An 18987-nucleotide genomic window follows, 5' to 3' on the forward strand; every position below is an offset into this window, starting at 1 on the left:
CGCCAGCAACCTTTGCAATTTCTTTTATAATTTTGCCTGCGGCAATTTTCTTTTCAACTAAGTCCTTTGAAACTGCACATACAAAGTTAAGTTTATCGTCATTTACTGTTGCAAATAAAACTACAACTGAGCCAACTTTGTTTCTAACTTCATCAGCTAAGTCACGAAGAGTATTTACATCTACTCCATCAAATTTTTTGATGACATAATTTATGCCATTTTTATTCTTAACTGCATCCATAAGTCCAGAAATTTGATCCTTAGCCATATCGTGTTCAAGTTTTTCAATTTCTTTACTTGCTTCCTTTAGGCTCTTAATATTTAATTTTATCTTTTGTAAAATTTCTTCTTTATTTGATTTTAGTTCCCTAGCTATTTCTTCTTGTTCATACTTAAGTTCATTTAAATATTTTAAAACAGCAGGACCAGTAATAGCTTCAATTCTTCTAATACCGTTACTTATACCACTTTCAGATAGGATTTTAAACATTGATATTTCAGAAGTATTGGAAACATGAGTACCGCCGCAAAGCTCACGAGAATAATCTCCCATGGAAAGAACTCTAACTTCGTCGTGATACTTGTCTTCAAATAGACCAACTGCTCCCATTTTTTTTGCTTCATCTAAGTTTGTAAGCTTAGTCTCAACTGGAAGAGCTTCAAAAATCTTTTCATTTACTATTTTTTCAACTTTATCAATTTCTTCCTTAGACATTGCTTCAAAGTGAGAGAAGTCAAATCTCATTCTGTCTGGCAAAACTAGTGAGCCAGCTTGGTTTACGTGGTTGCCTAAAACATCCTTTAAGGCTCTGTGTAGTAGGTGAGTTACAGAGTGGTTTCTTCTTATGTTATTTCTTCTCTTTACATCAATGACAGCCTTTACTGGTGCCTTTTCTAGCTTTCCTTCTTCAACCTCTACAAAGTGAAGGTGAAGTCCATCCTTAGTCTTTTTAGTGTCTGTAACTTTTAACTTAAATTTATCAGAAATGATTTCTCCAGTATCTCCTACTTGTCCACCACTTTCTCCATAGAAAGTAGTCTTGTCTAAGATGACAATGCCTCTTTCGCCCTCATTTATGGAGTCCACAATTTCATCGTCATCAGAAATTATTCTTATAATATTTCCCTGACACTCATTTTTTTCATAGCCCAAGAATTCATTGGAAAGACCTTCAAATAGGTGCTTGTTGTCTTGGTTAGCCCAGCCAATGTTTTTGTCGTCTCTTGCTTCTCTGGCTCTTCTCTTTTGATCTTCCATTTCAGCTTCAAAACCTGCCATGTCAACATCGAAACCTTCTTCTTTTAAGATTTCTTCTGTCAAGTCAATTGGGAAGCCGTAAGTGTCATAAAGTTTGAAAGCTTTTTTGCCGTCAAGTAATTTTTTATCACTTGCTTTCATTTCTTCGATATTGGCATTAAGTCTTACAAGTCCACCGTCAATAGTTTCTAAGAATTTTTCTTCTTCTCTTCTGATTATTTCCTTAATGGATTTTCTATTTTCCTTTAATTCATTATATTGGTCGCCCCAAGAGTCCATTACCATGTCTGCAATTTCATAAAGGAAGGCTCTCTTGATTCCAAGTTTTCTTCCATGTCTTGCAGCTCTTCTTATAAGTCTTCTTAGTACATAGCCCCTACCTTCATTGGAAGGCACAATTGTATCAGAAATCATAAAAGTCATAGCTCTAATGTGGTCTGTAATAACTCTAAAGGAGATGTCTGCCTTTTTGTCTTCGCCATAATTTTTACCTGAAACCTTTGAAATTTCTCCAATAATGTCTTTTATTGCGTCAATTTCAAAAATATTGTCAGTCCTTTGTAGAACTGTGGCAATTCTTTCAAGTCCCATTCCTGTATCAATATTTGGATGTGAAAGTGGATTGTAGTTTCCAGCTTCATCCTTATCAAATTGAGTGAAAACTAGGTTCCAAACTTCAATAAATCTGTCGCCTTCTCCGCCAGGTCTTTCATCAACTGATCCGTATTCAAGACCTCTATCTACATAAATTTCTGAACATGGACCAGATGGACCAACTTCAAGTTCCCAGAAATTATCATCTTTTCCAAGTCTAATTATTTTTTCTTCAGGAATTCCTATTACATCTTTCCAAATGTTAAAGGCTTCATCGTCATCTTTATAAACTGTAACCCAAAGATCTTCCTTAGGAATTTCAAGATTAACTGTCAAAAATTCCCAAGCCCAAGGTATTACTTCGTGCTTGAAATAATCTCCAAAGGAAAAATTGCCAAGCATTTCAAAAAATGTTGCATGTCTATCTGTTAAACCTACATTATCTATATCGCCAGTTCTAATACATTTTTGGCAAGTAGTAACTCTCTTTGCAGGTGGAATTTCTTCTCCAGTGAAGAATTTTTTCATTGGTGCCATGCCAGCTCCAATTAAAAGTAATGATTTGTCATTTTTTGGAATTAGTGAAAAACTTGGTAGTATTAAGTGACCTTTTGATTCAAAAAATTTTAAAAATTCAGTTCTTATATCGTGTAAACCTAAATATTTCATATACAACTCCTATTAAAAATCCTCCCATTCCCTGGGAGGATGTGCTATAAATATTATAATTATAAAGAATATGATTGTCAATTAGAGCTATATCTGTCATTGTATTTTATTTTCGCAAAATCAATTAGTATAAATATTATAGATGTAATTGGAACGGAGATTACCATTCCCCATACACCAAAGATACCTCCACCTATGATTATTGAAATTAAAATTATTAGTGGATTAAGCCCTGTGCTGTCTCCAATTAGTTTAGGTGCCAAAATATTATTTTCAACCCATTGAACTAATATGAAGAGAATTAAAACCCAAAAGGCTTTTATTGGTGAATCCATAAAGGCAAATAAAACTGCTGGGACACAACCAAGGAAAGGTCCAATGAAAGGTATTATGTCTGCCACACAAGTTATAAGTCCAATGATTATTGCAAAATCTACTCTTAAAATCAAAAGATAAATCATAGTGAGGATTCCAACGAAGATTGCAAGTAGCATTCTTCCTCTAATAAATTGTTGAAGAGCTATGTCAATTCTATTTGCAAGATATGTTATGTCTTCTCTATATTTATTTGGCATAAATTTTCTCACTTTAAGTGTAAATTTTTCCTTGTCCACTGAAAAGTAGAAGGAGAAAATAATTATTAAGACAAGTCTAAAGGCAGATGTCACAAAGCCATATACCTTGGAGAACACTCCAGAAAGTGAGCCCATAAGTGAGCCTTGTGCCTTTGTAACTAAGTCATCTATAGTTTTTTTCATTGAGTTTAAAATATTTGAAACTATTTGTGGAGTCTCAACATTTCCCTCAACCTTTGGATTTGACTCTTTATAAAAATCTATAAAATTATTGGGCAGTTCAATGTTAAATTTAGCAAAAATATCTGTCAAAAAACTATTTACATTTTTAGTTAAGGTATCAACCATTTCTGGAAGACTTGCCAATAACTTTGAAATTTCGTTAATAGTCTTTGGAATAACAGAAACTATTAAAACCCCAAAAATCAAGACAACTGAAATGTAAACTATAATTACACCAAATTGTCTCTTGACGCCCTTTCTCTCCAAATAATTTACTATTGGGTCTATTATGTAGGCAAAAATAATTGCAATAATAGCAGAGGAAAGAGTGTAACCTAAAATTGGAAATTTGTTAAAAATTATTGTAATTAAATAGAGAGTTAAAATCCCTAAAAATATTTTTGTAATGAAATGCAAATCTATGCTTATTCTCTTTCTGCCTTCAATATATCTATTTCCAATATTTATCAGATAATAAATCGCCAAAAATATTAGAAGTATAGATAGTATTGCCAGAGCATAAATCATAAATCTCGCGGCATTACCGGAAATTTGTTCCAACATATTATCACCTGTTCTTGAACTTTTTCATCCCTTCATTTATTTTTTCCACTACATAATCGCATTCTTCTTTTGTGTTGTTGTGATTTATGGAAATTCTAAGCATGGAAAGAGAATCTTCTTCACTTCTTCCAATTGCCCTTAGGACATGGGATGGATTTATACTTCCTGCTGCGCAAGCAGAGCCAGAGGACACACATATATCATACATGTCCAGATACTGCACCATAGTTTGTGGCTTAGTATTCTTTAAAGTGATATTAATATTTCCAGGAAGTCTTTTTTCTCTTGGACCATTTAAAATAATTCCATCAATGTTTAAAAGTTTTTCAATAGTATAATCTCTTAAATCTCTTGTGTAGTCTATGTTCGCGTCAATATTAGCGTAGGCATCTTCTATTGCCTTTCCTATGCCAACTATAGATGCCACATTTTCTGTGGAGGCTCTCATGCCCATCTCTTGTTCTCCACCATCTATGAAGGGATAAATTTCTGTACCCTCTTTGATGTATAAAATTCCAATTCCCTTGGGAGCTCCAAGTTTGTGACCTGACATAGAAAGCATATCTACATTTAAATCCTTTAGGTTAAATTTAATATTGCCCATGGCTTGCACTGCATCTGTGTGCAGTAAAATATTTTTCTCGCCAGCAATTTTTGAAATTTCTTCTATGGGCTCAATAGTTCCTATTTCATTATTGGCAAACATTATGGAAATTAATTTTGTCTTGTCCCTAATTTTTTCACTTAATTCATCTAAATTGACAAAGCCTTCTTTATCAACTGAAATCAGAGAATAATCACTCTCCAATCTCTTTACTGCCTTAAGTGAATTTAAAATAGCCGGATGTTCTATCCTTGATGATATTATATGATGTTTTTCCCTTGGATTCAATGATTCTTTTATAACCCAGTTGTCTGACTCAGAGCCAGAAGATGTAAAATAAATTTCACTGGGCTTAGTTTTTAAAATTTCTGCAATTTTTATTCTTGAATTTTCAATTGCTGCCCTAGATTTTTGTCCCAGAGAATAAATTGCCGATGCATTCCCATAATTTTCTCTCAAATAGGGAAGCATGGCATTAAAAACACTGTCTGTTATTTTTGTAGTGGCAGCATTGTCCATGTAAATCATAATAACCTCACATGTCTGCTAGAGTCATAGACTCCATTACATCTTCAATTTGTCCTTGAAGTTTTGATAAAATATCTCTAGTTGCACATTCCTTAAGCTTCCCGCAATTGGAATTTTTGCCAAGGTCACAACAGGAAAGGGACATGTCGCCTTCAAGGGCATTTATTATTTCTCCTATTGCAATTTCCTCTGGGTCTCTTGAAAGAACATAGCCACCGCCTGCTCCTCTTATAGATTTCACAAGGTCAGCCTTCCTAAGAAGTGTGAAGAGTTGCTCCAAGTAAGATTCAGATAAATTTTCTTCCTTTGCAATATCCTTTAGTGCAATGGGACCCTTGCCCATATTTTCCTTTAAATTATACATTGCCATTAAACCGTAACGGCCTTTTGTAGAAAGTTTCATTTAATCACCTCTTATGATGGAATAAAAGATCCTTCTTCTTTATTATTTTCTAACATGTCCTTTAAGGTGTACCAGGAAAGGACTGCGCACTTAACTCTGGCTGGAAGTGTACTAATGGATTCAAAGGCAATGGCATCGTCAAGGTCTTCTAGTTCATCAGGGTCTGTAACTTCCCCCTTTACCATGCCAATAAATTTTTTTGCCCTTTCAATGGCTTCTTCCACCTTTAAGCCCTTTACATTGTCACACATTATTGATGTAGATGCTTGTGAAATTGCACAGCCATGACCTGTGTAGGAGATGCCTTTTATTATTCCATCTTCTACCTTGAGTTCAAGAGTGATTTCATCGCCACAGCTTGGATTGTGTCCAAGTTCCTTGTGAGTGTAATCCTCAAGTTCATGTCTATTGTGTTTATTTCTTGAATGTTCCAAAATTAATTCAGTGTAAATATTATCAAGATTCAATTCCTAAAATCCTCCTTACATCTTCAAGATGTTCAACGAAATAATCAATTTCTTCCACTGTATTATAAATCGCAAAACTTGCTCTACAAGAAAAGTTTGAGCCCAAAAATCTGTGAAGTGGTTGAGCACAGTGGTGACCTGATCTTATGGCAATGCCAAAAGTGTCAAGAATTGATGCAACATCGTGAGGGTGAGCTTCTTTAAAGTTAAAAGATATTACTGGCGCTCTGTTCTTGTCGCTTGTTGTATAAACTTCAAGGTAATCTAATTTTTTTAATTTGTCGTAGCAATAGTCAGTTAAATATCTTTCGTACTGGTCAATTTTATCCATACCATACTTATTTATAAAATCAATGGCTGCTGCAAGGTTTACTGCCCCTTCAACATTTGCAGTTCCTGCTTCAAATCTTTGTGGCGCATCTAAGAAAGTTGTCTTATCTTCGTAAACATATTCAATCATGTCGCCACCTGATAGGAAGGGCTCCATTTCATTTAATAAATTCTCTTTACCATAAAGGACACCAATTCCTAGAGCAGAATACATTTTGTGACCAGAAAAAGCTAAAAAGTCAACATCAAGTTCAGATACATTTACTTTTCTGTGAGGCACAAGTTGTGCACCGTCTAAAATAATTTTTGCATGAGAGTTTTCTCTTGCGTATTTAACAATTTTTTCAATGTCTGGATTTGTTCCAACTACATTGGATGCACCTGTTATTGATAAAATTTTTGTCTTTTCTGTGACTTTTTCTTCAATTTCAGAAAAAGGAATTTGTTTGTCCTCGTCAATGTATAAATATTTTAATTTTGCCCCAGTTTTTTTGGCAACTTCTTGCCAAGGAACTAGGTTTGAGTGGTGCTCCATTATTGAAATCAAAATTTCGTCGCCCTGGCTTAAATTGTTAAGTCCATAGGAATAGGCAACTAAATTTAGTGCTTCTGTTGCATTTCTTAAAAATACAATTTCACTTGCCTTTTTTGCTCCCACAAAGTCGGCAACCTTTTGTCTTGCATTTTCATAAACTTCTGTGGACTTCATAGCAAGATAGTGAGCTCCCCTGTGTGGGTTCCCATTTTCATTTTCATAAAAATTCTTTATATTTTCTAAAATCTCACGAGGCTTTTGTGTAGTTGCCCCATTGTCAAAGTAGACAATGTCTTTGCCATTTGGTTTTAATTTTAAAAAGGGAAACTCTTTTCTAATATCTTCAATTTCATTTTTTGTAAACATCTTAATTTCCTCTCTTTATAATTTTTCTAACTGAATCCCAAACTTCATCTCTCAATTTTTCATCAGAAAGAGCGTCAATTGCACGAGAAAATTTGGATTCAACTATTAAGGCTTCAGCTTCTTCGTGGCTAATGCCCCTAGACATTAAATAAAATATTTGGTCCATGTCAAGCTTACCTGCACTTGATGCGTGATTGCCAACTACATCGTCTTCGTGAGCAAGCATTAGTGGCACTGACACTGAGTGAACTGTGTCATCAAGTAATATTGAATACTCTTCTTCAGAGCCAATAGCACCCCTTGCCCCTTCAATAAATTGTAGGTTTGACTTAAAGTTTTTAAAGGCTCTGTCCTTTAAGGCTCCATTTACCAAAATATCGGATTCAGTTTTTTTGCCCCTATGAATCATGTCGTAATTCATGTTTAGATATTCGTCTCTTTGACCAAAGTAAATTGAATCTACTATTGACTGAGACTTTTCTCCAATTAACTCGCACTTATAATTTGTGTAAAGTTTTCCTGCCCCAAGTTCATATTGGTGAAGAGTTACCTTTGCTCCATCTTCTGTATAAATGCCAATAGATTCAAGAACAAGGGACTTGTCATCGTCTCTTGCAATGACGAAAACTTCTACTTCAGAATTTTCCTTGGCAAGAACTTTTATTACAGAATTTCTAAATTTTTCACCTTGGCCAGAAGATGTGTAGTCTAAAACTACCTTTAATTTTGAGTTTTTTTCTGCAAGAATGTGATGAAGATCAAAAAGTTCAGAATATTCGTCATCTAATTCAAATAATTTAAAGTCGTATTCCTCTTGGCTTTCTTTAGCATCGTAAGAATTAAAATAATTTAAATATTTTCTATTTAATTCTAGTGCATCTTCTGAAATTCCATATTTTATTTTTTCAAATTCAGAAATTTCTCCTGGATTTTTTTCTCCAACTTCTCTATATAAGATCCCTTTAATTTCAGGAATTTTTATTTCAGTTTCATTTACCTTTAAAAAGCTAAAAGTCTTAAAGGCAATTTCATTTCCAATTATATTCATCTTTCACCTACCCAATAGCTCCAACAAGTTCAAGGTTAATGAGGTTGTTCATCTCAACTGCATATTCCATAGGAAGTTCCTTGGCAATTGGCTCTGCAAATCCTCTTACAACCATTTCCTTTGCCTCTTGTTCTGAAATTCCCCTTGACATCAAATAAAAAATTACAGAGTCAGAAATTCTTCCGATTTTTGCTTCATGTCCGATGTCGATGTCGTTGTTTTCAATATTTATTGTAGGAATTGTGTCAGAGCGAGACATTGAGTCAAGCATAAGTGACTCACAGGATGTTGAGTTCTTTGAACCTACAGCATTTTCTTTTATTTCAACAAGCCCTCTGTAAATTGCAATTCCGCCAGATTTTGAAATTGACTTAGTGTTTATAGTTGACTTAGTGTGTGGTGCTGCGTGAACAACTTGTGCTCCAGTGTCAAGATTTTGTCCCTCACCTGCAAAGGAAATACCAGTAAATTCACTAGATGCATTTTCTCCAACTAAAATTGATGCAGGATAAAGCATTGAAACCTTTGAACCAAAGGAACCTGAAACCCATTCGATTTTTCCATTTTTTTCTACAATGGCTCTCTTTGTGTTTAAGTTGTACATATTTCTTGACCAGTTTTCAATTGTTGAATATCTAAGAGTTGCGCCTTCGCCAACGAAAAGTTCAACTGCACCTGCGTGTAAGTTTATTACATTGTACTTTGGAGCAGAACAGCCTTCTATGAAGTGACAATATGCACCGTCTTCTACGATTATAAGTGTGTGCTCAAATTGTCCTGCACCTGGAGCGTTAAGTCTAAAGTAAGATTGTAGAGGTATATCTACATTTACTCCCTTTGGCACATAGACAAAGGACCCACCAGACCAAACTGCATAGTGAAGGGCAGCGTACTTGTGAAGCTTTGGCGTAATGCACTTGCTAAAATATTTTTTTACAATTTCTGGATATTTTTTAAGTCCACTTTCAAAGTCCGTGTAAATAACTCCTTGGTCAGACAAATATTTTTGAATGTTGTGATAGACTACCTCAGAGTCGTACTGTGCTCCAACACCAGAAAGCATAGCTTCCTTTTCAGCTTCAGGTATGCCAAGCTTATCAAAAGTATCTCTTATTTCGTCAGGAACATTTTTCCAGTCATCAGACATGTCTGCATCAGGTCTGATGTAAGTTGTGATTTTGTCCATGTCAACTTCTGAAAGGTCTGGACCCCAGTCAGGATTTTTCTTCTCATTAAAAATCTTTAATGCCTTTAGTCTACTTTCAAGCATCCATTCTGGTTCATCCTTTTCAGCAGAAATTTGTCTTACAATTTCTTCTGTAAGTCCCTTTTCAGTCTTGGACCTGTAGGTAAATTCATTTTTTATATCATAGACGCCGCGGTCCATGTCTTCTACATAAGTTTTTTCTGTCTTAGCCAATTATTTCACCTCTTCTCTTATCCAATTGAATCCTTCTTTTTCGATTTTATCAATTAGAGAAGCGTCTCCTTCTTTTACAATTTGTCCATCTAAAATTACGTGAACAAAATCAGGTTTAATGTTATCTATAAGTTCCTTGTGGTGAGTGATAATTAAAACTGCATTGTCCTTATTTAAAAACTTTTCAATTCCACTAGAAACTATTCTTGTTGCATCAACATCAAGTCCTGAATCTGTTTCATCAAGAATGGCAAGTTTTGGATTTAACATAAGCATTTGAAGAATTTCATTTTTCTTTTTTTCTCCACCAGAGAAACCAACATTTAAGTATCTCTCTGCATAAGAAGAATCCATTTTTAAATCTTCCATTTCCTTTTTGATTTCTTTTTTAAATTTTAAAATAGAAATTGTCTTGTCTTCCTTTAAAGACTTAGCTGTTCTAATAAAATTTTCTACAGAAATCCCTGGCACTTCTTCTGGACTTTGGAAGGACATAAAAAGTCCCTTGTTAGCCCTCTTGTCTGTTGTAAGGTCACTTATGTCTTCGCCATCTAAAAATATTTTGCCGCTTGTCACATTGTAAACTGGGTTATCCATAATTACATTGGCAAGTGTGGACTTACCTGAACCATTTGGTCCCATAATTACGTGAACTTCGCCGTAATTAATTTTTAAATTTATATTTTTTAAGATCTCCTTATCTTCCACGCCTGCACTTAAATTTTCTACTCTCAATAACTCTGTCATACTTCCTCCATTTATAAAAAATAATTCATACAAAATTACTATGTTTTTTTCTATTAACTATAATAACACAAGTTTTTTAATAATCAAATATTTATTGCAAATAAAAAAACTAGGCTTAACCTAGTTTATGAAAGCATAAATGCCGACTCTATGTGATTGATTTCCTTTTCCTTAAAATAAATTTCAATTATGTCAAAACGCACCATTATGTCAAAAAGATTTTTCTCCATAATATATGCTGTTGCTGTCTGTATTATATTTTGCATTTTAAATTCAGTGACAGCTTCGTAGGCATCACCATATTTTCTTGAATTACGAGACTTCACTTCAACAAAGACAAGTTCATCTTTATCCCTTGCTATAATGTCGATCTCTGTCCCTAGAGCCCTGTAATTTCTTTCTAATATTACATATCCCTTTTGCTCCAAAAATTTTGTGGCAATGTCCTCTCCACGATTTCCAAAAAATAAATTGTGTCCTACCATAATTTCATATTCTTCAAAAAAGATTTTCTGTGCATTTCTGTTGGACCATAAGCCTTAAGTGCATCTCTGTGATACTTTGTGGCATAGCCCTTGTGCTTTTCGATGCCGTAGTGAGGATATTTTTCTGCCCACTTGTCGCAAAGATTATCCCTATAAACTTTTGCAATTATAGAGGCGCAAGCAATGGAGTAGCAGGACTCGTCGCCCTTAATGATTGCTTTCTGAAAAATTCCTGTTTCAATTGTCTCTGCATCTATTAGAACGCAATCTGCACTAACTTTTTTGCCTTCCTTGTCGCGCAAATTTTCAAGAGCATTTATCATGGAAATGTGTGTCGCCATTTTTATATTTACCTTGTCAATTATATCTGGGTTTGCTCTTCCTATGCCAACAGCAAGGCAAGACTCCAAAATTTTTGGGTAAAGTTCTTCTCTCTTTTTGGGACTTAATTTTTTTGAATCATTTACTCCTTCGATGAAATCATCCTTGGGCATAATAATTGCGCAGGAAACTACATCGCCAAAGAGGCAACCTCTGCCAACTTCATCTATGCCGCAGATGTTTTTGTATCCCTTTTCGTAATATTCATTTTCAAAATTATAAAAATTCATTAGGCTCCTCCAAAGTTATTCTTCCAAGAGTTCCCTTTCTAAATTCATCTAAGATAATTCCAGAAACTTTTTCATAATCTATAAGACCCCCACGCATAAGGGCGCCCCTATTTTTTCCAATTTCATCCATGATTTCAAGGGGCGACATTTCTTTTATATCAGAAATTTTATATCTCTCTTCAAGAGAAGTTGGAGCAATATTTTTTAATTTTTCAATTAATTTTAAGGCTAGAGTTTCCCTATCCATAATTTCATCTTTTATGGCACCAGTAAAGGCAAGGTTAAGTCCAACCTTATCCTCAAACTTTGGCCATAAAACTCCTGGCGTGTCAAGAAGATGAAGCTTTGAGTGAATCTTTATCCACTGATTTGTCTTTGTAACTCCAGGTCTATTGCCAGTCCTTGCAGATTTCGTGCCTGAAATTGAATTTATAAAAGTTGACTTGCCAGAATTTGGTATGCCCACAATCATTGCACGAAGAGGACCCTTCTTAAGTCCCTTATCCTGGTATTTTTTTATCTCATCTGCCATGAGTTCTTCAGATTTTTTTACAACTAAATTTACATTGGGCTTCATGGCATTGTAGGATATGGCAAAATTATTTTCGTCAGTAATTTTTTCCATCCACTCTTCATTTAATTTTGGATCTGATAAATCAGACTTATTAAATATTAAAAGTCTTTTTTTATTTTTTAAAAGGTCTTTAAAGAGAGGATTCCTACTTGAATAGGGAATACGAGAGTCAATTATCTCGATTACAAAATCAACGAGTTTTAATTTCTTCTCAATGTCCTCAATGGTCTTTTTCATGTGACCTGGATACCAGTTAATATTCATTTAATCACCAAATAAAACCTTATCTAAAATTTTTACTGCTCCGTCATTATTGTTGTCAAAGTCAGACACCACATCGGCTGCCTCTCTTAGTCTTTCAACGCCATTTTTCATGGCAATGCCAAGGCCAACAGATTTTATTAGCATTACATCGTTGGAGTCGTCGCCAATTGCTGCAACATTTTTTAAGTCTATGCCCCTAATTTCTGCATATTTTTTTACGCCGTAAAATTTGTCTCCAGATTTTTGTAAAACTTCAAGCATCCACTTTGGCTCTCTTCTAATTTTCATGATGTGAAAATTAAATCTATCAGAAATTTCATCTCTCATCCTATTTCTAAGACCTACTAAATCGTCATGGCTTCCTGCAAAGACAATGGAAAGTGGATTGCCCTCTAAATTATTAAAATCATCAAGAGCGAGATTTCTTCCCCTAAAGGCGTCAACATAAGTACCCTCAAAATTTGTAAAATTCTTTTTCTTGTAAACAAGATCAATCCCATCATCTCTCTCTATGTGAAGTGATGTAAAGACTTTGTCATTGTCATCAAAGGCCATGACCCTCTTTAAGTCCTCCTCACTAATGGGATTTACATAATGAACCTTGCCAGATAAATTATCTCTAATTACATTTCCATTGTTGCAAATTAAATCTATGTCAACATTGTTTCCCACAAATTTATGGGCAGAATAGTATTCTCTTCCCGTAGCCACTACTGGAATAATATTATTTGATTTTAGTTTTTTTACAAAGGATTCAAAACTCTCTGTAATGACCTTATCTGTAGTCAAAAGAGTTTCGTCTAAATCCATAGAAACCATTTTAATCATAAATCACCTATACATTAAATTTAAATACAATTACATCGCCATCTTCTACGACATAATCCTTACCTTCACTTCTTATGAGTCCCTTTTCTCTTGCCACAGCAACAGAACCTGATTCAACTAAGTCCTTGTAGCTAACAGTGTCAGCCTTAATAAAGCCTCTTTCCATATCAGTGTGGATTTTTCCTGCAGCTGTTGGAGCCTTTGAGCCCTTCTTAATAGTCCAAGCCCTAGTTTCCATTTCGCCCGTAGTTAAAAATGAAATTAAGCCTAAAAGTTTGTAGGAAGACTTAATTAATTTGTCGAGACCAGAGGAATCGAGACCAAGTTCTTCCAAGAAGAGTTCCTTTTCATCTTGGTCGAGAGCAGCAATTTCTGCTTCGATTTCTGCAGAGATGACAACAACTTCGTCGCCAGATTTTTCTGCATAGGCTCTAACCTTTTTTACATATTCATTGTCTTCCTTGTTTATGTCTTCTTCGGCTACATTGCAAACATAGATGACAGGCTTTGCACTTAGAAGAGAATAGTTTTTTATAATTTTTTCTTCTTCCTCGTCAAGTTCAACTTCTCTTGCAGGTCTTCCTTCTTCCAAGGCTAATTTTATTTTTTCCAATAGATCTCTTTCCTTGGCAAGAGATTTTTCTGCTCTAGCTTTTTTTACCACCTTGCCATATCTGTTTTCCACTTGTTCAAGGTCTGAAAAAATTAATTCCAAATTTATATTTTCAATATCACGAAGAGGGTCGATAGAGCCGTCAACGTGAATAATATTTTCATCGTCAAAGCATCTTACTACATGGACAATGGCATCAACTTCACGAATATTTGATAAAAATTGATTTCCAAGTCCTTCGCCCTTGCTGGCACCCTTAACAAGACCAGCTATGTCATAAAATTCTATATTAGTGTGAACAATTTTTTCTGACTTGCTCAACTTTGCAAGCACATCTAATCGTTCATCAGGTACATTTACAACCCCAACATTGGGCTCAATAGTTGCAAAGGGATAGTTTGCAGCTTCGGCACCAGCACTTGTTAGGGCATTAAATAAAGTTGACTTACCAACATTAGGTAGTCCTACGATTCCAAGTTTCATTAGAAAACCTCCATTCAAGTTAAAATTATATCACAGGCGAGACAAGTCGTCATTTAATTTTCCTCATTAAAAGATTTGCAGTAAATTATTCTATGGTTTTAAAATTTTCGACTTATTAATTGATGTTTTTTTTTCAAAAATTTTTTCTAATCAATTATAAATCCACTCTTAACTTTTATTTAGCCATTTTTTATTGTATAATGAGTTTATCAATTATTAAAGAGGTGAATAGTATGAGTGCCATCGTCATAAATGACCTGACAAAACGCAAGGGCAAGGAAAAAGTCTTATCAAATTTAAATTTAGAAATTTTAGATGGCGAATTTTTCTCTCTTCTTGGAACAGAAAACTCCGGAAAGACAACTCTTGCTAGAATTATAATGGGATACTTAAAACCTGGTAGTGGATCTATTAGGGTTTATGATATGGATTCATTTAAGGAATCAAAAGAAATAAAAGAAACTGTGTCCTTCGTATCTGAAGATATGATTTTCGATTCAAAGATAAAATCTTATACTTTATTAAAGAAGACACTTAGCGCACATGGTTTGTCTAACACAGAAGACATTGATGTCCTTTGTGATTATTTTGAATTTAATTCAAACCTTCGCATTTGCGACTTGAGAGATAGAGAAAGAAAACTCTTTGCAATTATTAATGCCTTAGTTATTAAACCAAGACTTTTAATCTTAGATAAGCCTGCAAAATTTTTAGAAGAAAAGGACATAGACAGACTTTTCTCTCATGTAAAGAAATTAAATGAAAGTGAAGGCTTAACAGTTTTACTTTTATCCGATTCTCTTAGAGAGGCAAAAAAATATTCTTCACGAATTGCCTACTTGTCTGATGGAAAAATCCAAGACACTGAATACAATAATGTCAAGGCAGCTGGAGATAAGGTTTTAAAAATTGACTCTTATAGAGGAAATTTAAATTACTTTACTTCCATTGGCGCAAGAATTATTAAGGATGAGGAAGATGAAACAATCCTCTACTATGATGGAGCTCTTCCTGAACTTTCAAAGGTTATCTATGAAGAAGCCCTTGAAAATTATGTACTTGAAGATGCAAAATTATCTGATAAAGTAAATGCTTACTACAAGGGAGAAAATGCAAAGCTTCCTAGAAGAAAAGCTCCTGCTCCAGTAAAAGATGTAGAAGAGACTCCTACAGAAAAAATTTCTAAAAGTGTTCTTGAAACTTCTGAAGTTAATGGAGTTACAGAAAACACAATAAAAATTAGCGATGCAGAAAATAATTTTTCCGAAGTAGAAGGCGTCAATTTAGAAAATTCTGAAAAAGATGTAATTCACAACACAAAGACAAATCTTTTTGTCGATGAAGATAAAGTTGTTCTTGGGGAAGAGAAATCTCCTGAAATAAAAGAAGAAGTTTCTCCTGAATTAGAAATTGAAAAAGCAGAAACAATTAATGAAGTTGAGCCTAAAGTTCAGGAAAACTTTATTGATAATACAGAAATTTTCCTTGACAGTTCAGAAGAAAATAGAAAAGACGATACAATTATTTTTAAAACCTCTGATGAAGGCGTCTTTAATGCAACAGAAGAGACAAGGCTAAAGGAGGATAAAGATGATATTTAATATGGAATTTAAATCAAATTTTGCAAAGATGATATCTTGGGCAATCGTCCTAATAATTTTACTTGGACTTATGCTTGCCTTCTATCCTTTCCTTGCAGAGTCACAAATGAACTCACTATTTAATTCAGTTATGGAAAGCTTTAACGAGCCAACTAGAAATATTTTGGGAATTTATGAAGGCATGGACATAGTAAATATTGGCGATTACATTGCCCTTGTTTACCACTACCTTGCAGTTTTAATATTTGTTTTTGCAATGCAACTTGGAGCAAGCTCCCTTGCTAAGGAACAAAGCTCAGGCAACATTGAATACATTTATTCAAATCCAATTTCAAAATCAGAAATTGTAACAGGAAAAATTGCTGCCAACTTGTTAACTTACATCTTATTTTTAATAATTATGGCACTTGCAACAGTTGGACTTGTTCTTGGAATTTCTTCCATAGGAATTGGAGCAAGTGATGCAGCTGAAATAACAAGCTTTGAAATTTTTGAAGCAGTAGTAAAAGTTTTCGTTGGACTACTTGGCTCAGGTCTAGTATTTATGTCCATTGGCTACTTCTTCTCTTCAATGTCAAAATCTTCACTACACCAAGATGCAGTAGCTGCCCTATTTGTATTCTTAATTGTACTACTTACGATTGTAGGAAAAGTTATGGGCGATGTCTTTGGCATGGTTGTATCTTACTTCCCTAACGAAGCCTTTAGACCTTATAGCTTTGTCAGTGCAGACCTAAACCTATTTGGCATAATAGCAAATGCAGTTATCTTTATACTGATGATTGTCTTGACTTACACAATCTATTCAAGCAAGGAACTTAAATATTAATTTAAAAAACTACTTTGCTTAAGCCAAAGTAGTTTTTTTATGCTCAAAATTATTTTTCATAAATTCTAATTTTAAAAATTTGTCAGAATTATTATCTCTATCACGAATATATTAGTGAAGGAGGAAATATGGATAATAAAGACTTGATAGAAAGGCTAAAAAATAAAGATGAAGATGCCCTTTATATATTTATTGAAGAGTACGGAAAAATATTAAAAGGTGTTATTTCAAAAACGCTTTGGAAATATCCAAACCTTTGGGAAGAAGCCATGAATGACGCACTTTTAAGTATATGGCAAAATATTAAATACTTTGACCCAAGTAGGTCTACTTTTAAAAATTGGTGTGCCCTTGTTGCAAAGTATAGAGCCATAGATATTCTTAGAAAAGAAATTAAATTTGAAAGCCTTAGACTAGATGAAGATTCAAAAATCGTCGATTCAGATTTATCTTCAAATCTAGAAATAGAAGAAATCCTTTCACTTTTAAATGACGAAGACAAAAAACTTTTTGAAAATATTTTTATCCATGGCCTCTCCTATAAAGAGGCAGCATCTAAACAAAATATTTCCACAGCTAATGCCTACAAAAAAGTTAGCAGAGGAAGAAATTTTTTAAAAAAATGGAGGGAAAGTTTTTATGAAAAATAATATTTATGATGAATTAAACGACATGAAAATTGAATACGAAGAAGTTCCTCTTAATGATTTTGAAATAGAAAATCTAAAAAGAACTGTGAGATCCTTAAAAATAAAAAACAAGAAAAATAAGTTTAATAAAAAAGTGGTGGCAATAGCAGCATCTCTTATATTGATTTTTGGAATAACAAACTACAAATCCGGTGGCTATGTCTTAGCTAAGACAAGAGAACTAGCAAGTAATTTTAAAATTACTTTATCTGATGCCATGGGTCTTTCAAGGGAAGTTGATAAATACAGCGTAAATTTAAATGAAGCTTTTGAAATAAATGGCAAAAAATATATTCTAGATAAATTTGTTGTTGAAGATAATAATTTATACACTGTAATTTTGAGTCTAAATGACTCAGAAAAAATGCTCTCTGGAGAAGTTTCCTTAACTGAACTTAAAGTTAATGGCAAGAAAAATCAAATTCTTAGCTCCAGTGCCTCTGGATATACTTTACCTGAAGATGAAAAAGTAAATGTCTATAATCTTAAATATGTTTTGGAAGATTCATTGCCAAAAGAAGGCAAAGTTAATTTAGAATTTTCCTTCGGTGAATTTTTAGGCAACAAGAAAAAAATTACTCTCTCAACAAATATAGATATGTCACAAATGAAAATGAATAAAAATCTTATAGCAAAGGACTTTACTATTCCAGATACAAATAACATTGTCATTGAAAGCCTTGCTACAAGCCCAGCTTCACAAAAAATCCTATTAACCTATCCTGACACCGAAGATGGATATCTTTATTCAATAAAAGCCAGAGATTCCAAAGATAGATTTGTTTATTTTGAAACTCGCGAAGCAGAGAAAAATAAATCCACTCTATATTTTTCACCAGTCATTAGCAAAGTTACTGCCGATGAACTTTTAAATGAAATCAAAACACTAAAATGCCAATTATACAGAGTGACAGTCAACAGCTATGACAAAGAAATGCCTATTGGAGAACAAAAAATTGGTGACGAGTTTACTCTCACTTTAAAATAAAATTTTACATTAAGGAAAAAGTCCTACCCGACAAAAGGTAGGACTTTTTTCCATGCAATTATTTTATGAGGTTTATGCGATTTTTTCTATTTGTTTCATATTTTCTAAACTTTTTAATCTTTCTGATTCTATATTATTTGATTCTTCAATTTTTTCGTTGTAAATTCTATTTAATTCTTCTTCTGTCACTTCATTTGGAAGGATGTCTAGGACAACTTCGCCCTTATTTAGCATTATTATTCTGTCTGAATATTCTATGGCGTTTTTCAAGTTGTGAGTGATCATAAGTGTTGTGATCTTTTCTTTTTTTATTAAATCATTAGTCTTATCCATGATTAACTTTGATGTCTTTGGGTCAAGGGCTGCTGTGTGTTCGTCAAGTAAAAGTATCTTTGGCTTTTTTACTGTCGCCATTAATAGAGATAGTGATTGTCTTTGTCCACCTGATAAAAATTTTACTTGTGTCTTTAATTTGTTTTCAAGTCCAAGATCAATTGATTTTAGTTTTTCAATTATTTTTTCATTGTTGCTCTTGTCGATTAATTTTTTGAAGGTAAATTTGTTGCCCTTCTTAAATGCCATAGACATATTTTCCAAAATATTTAAGCTTTGGCAAACTCCCTTTGATGGGTCTTGGTTTACCTTTCCAATATCAATTGCTCTCTTGTCTTCAGATAATTTTGCAATGTCCA

19 protein-coding genes are annotated in these 18987 nt (G+C 33.7%); 4 read left to right on the forward strand and 15 right to left on the reverse strand.

The window, feature by feature from the left end; genetic code table 11:
• The 14 genes from alaS to ychF form a co-directional block, all read right to left on the reverse strand.
• The coding region (gene alaS, locus Q0U74_RS06575; RefSeq protein WP_297393480.1) for an alanine--tRNA ligase at positions 1–2521 on the reverse strand (2521 nt) is incomplete at its 3' end.
• Between the two features lie 77 nt (positions 2522–2598).
• A complete protein-coding gene (locus tag Q0U74_RS06580; protein WP_297393482.1) occupies positions 2599–3882 on the reverse strand; it encodes an AI-2E family transporter in 1284 nt (427 codons plus the stop codon).
• 4 nt (positions 3883–3886) lie between these two features.
• Positions 3887–5014 carry a cysteine desulfurase family protein gene (locus Q0U74_RS06585; protein WP_297393484.1) on the reverse strand — a complete coding sequence of 376 codons (1128 nt, stop codon included), beginning with the start codon at positions 5012–5014 and terminating at the stop codon, positions 3887–3889.
• A 7-nt stretch (positions 5015–5021) separates the two neighbouring features.
• Positions 5022–5417: an Rrf2 family transcriptional regulator gene (locus Q0U74_RS06590; RefSeq protein ID WP_297393486.1), complete on the reverse strand. Its 396-nt coding sequence runs from the start codon at positions 5415–5417 to the stop codon at positions 5022–5024.
• An 11-nt stretch (positions 5418–5428) separates the two neighbouring features.
• Positions 5429–5884, reverse strand: coding sequence for a Fe-S cluster assembly sulfur transfer protein SufU (gene sufU, locus Q0U74_RS06595; RefSeq protein ID WP_297393488.1), 456 nt, complete (start codon positions 5882–5884; stop codon positions 5429–5431).
• Positions 5874–7115: an aminotransferase class V-fold PLP-dependent enzyme gene (locus Q0U74_RS06600; protein WP_297393490.1), complete on the reverse strand. Its 1242-nt coding sequence runs from the start codon at positions 7113–7115 to the stop codon at positions 5874–5876. The genes sufU and Q0U74_RS06600 overlap by 11 nt, the downstream gene beginning before the upstream one ends.
• A 1-nt stretch (position 7116) precedes the next feature.
• Entirely contained in the window at positions 7117–8163 is a 1047-nt protein-coding gene (locus tag Q0U74_RS06605; protein WP_297393492.1) for a SufD family Fe-S cluster assembly protein, read from the reverse strand.
• A gap of 7 nt (positions 8164–8170) precedes the next feature.
• Positions 8171–9583, reverse strand: a complete 1413-nt coding sequence (sufB, locus tag Q0U74_RS06610; protein ID WP_297393493.1) for a Fe-S cluster assembly protein SufB — start codon at positions 9581–9583, stop codon at positions 8171–8173.
• The gene (sufC, locus tag Q0U74_RS06615; protein ID WP_297393495.1) at positions 9584–10330 is read right to left on the reverse strand and encodes a Fe-S cluster assembly ATPase SufC; all 747 of its coding nucleotides are present in this window, start codon (positions 10328–10330) and stop codon (positions 9584–9586) included. It lies immediately after the preceding gene.
• A gap of 125 nt (positions 10331–10455) precedes the next feature.
• Positions 10456–10815: a YraN family protein gene (locus Q0U74_RS06620; RefSeq protein WP_297393497.1), complete on the reverse strand. Its 360-nt coding sequence runs from the start codon at positions 10813–10815 to the stop codon at positions 10456–10458.
• Positions 10809–11426: a ribonuclease HII gene (locus tag Q0U74_RS06625; protein ID WP_297393498.1), complete on the reverse strand. Its 618-nt coding sequence runs from the start codon at positions 11424–11426 to the stop codon at positions 10809–10811. The genes Q0U74_RS06620 and Q0U74_RS06625 overlap by 7 nt, the downstream gene beginning before the upstream one ends.
• Positions 11413–12264, reverse strand: coding sequence for a ribosome biogenesis GTPase YlqF (ylqF, locus tag Q0U74_RS06630; RefSeq protein ID WP_297393500.1), 852 nt, complete (start codon positions 12262–12264; stop codon positions 11413–11415). The genes Q0U74_RS06625 and ylqF overlap by 14 nt, the downstream gene beginning before the upstream one ends.
• Entirely contained in the window at positions 12265–13092 is an 828-nt protein-coding gene (locus Q0U74_RS06635; RefSeq protein WP_297393502.1) for an HAD-IIB family hydrolase, read from the reverse strand.
• Positions 13093–13099: 7 nt separating this feature from the next.
• The gene (gene ychF, locus Q0U74_RS06640; RefSeq protein WP_297393504.1) at positions 13100–14188 is read right to left on the reverse strand and encodes a redox-regulated ATPase YchF; all 1089 of its coding nucleotides are present in this window, start codon (positions 14186–14188) and stop codon (positions 13100–13102) included.
• Between the two features lie 233 nt (positions 14189–14421).
• On the opposite strand from ychF, the gene Q0U74_RS06645 reads away from it, so the two are divergent.
• The 4 genes from Q0U74_RS06645 (at position 14422) to Q0U74_RS06660 (ending at position 18295) form a co-directional block, all read left to right on the forward strand.
• Entirely contained in the window at positions 14422–15789 is a 1368-nt protein-coding gene (locus Q0U74_RS06645) for an ATP-binding cassette domain-containing protein (RefSeq protein ID WP_297393505.1), read from the forward strand.
• Complete coding sequence (locus tag Q0U74_RS06650) at positions 15779–16618, forward strand: ABC transporter permease subunit (protein WP_297393507.1); 840 nt, start codon at positions 15779–15781, stop codon at positions 16616–16618. The genes Q0U74_RS06645 and Q0U74_RS06650 overlap by 11 nt, the downstream gene beginning before the upstream one ends.
• Before the next feature lie 128 nt (positions 16619–16746).
• Positions 16747–17268, forward strand: coding sequence for a sigma-70 family RNA polymerase sigma factor (locus Q0U74_RS06655; RefSeq protein WP_019125866.1), 522 nt, complete (start codon positions 16747–16749; stop codon positions 17266–17268).
• A complete protein-coding gene (locus Q0U74_RS06660) occupies positions 17258–18295 on the forward strand; it encodes a DUF4179 domain-containing protein (RefSeq protein ID WP_297393510.1) in 1038 nt (345 codons plus the stop codon). Before Q0U74_RS06655 ends, Q0U74_RS06660 begins: the two co-directional genes overlap by 11 nt.
• Before the next feature lie 72 nt (positions 18296–18367).
• Here Q0U74_RS06660 and Q0U74_RS06665 read toward each other — a convergent pair.
• A partial coding sequence (locus Q0U74_RS06665) for an ATP-binding cassette domain-containing protein (protein ID WP_297393511.1) occupies positions 18368–18987 on the reverse strand: 620 nt, incomplete at its 5' end.

Origin of the sequence: uncultured Peptoniphilus sp. (assembly GCF_946998875.1) — a bacterium.
Classification (GTDB): domain Bacteria; phylum Bacillota; class Clostridia; order Tissierellales; family Peptoniphilaceae; genus Peptoniphilus_A.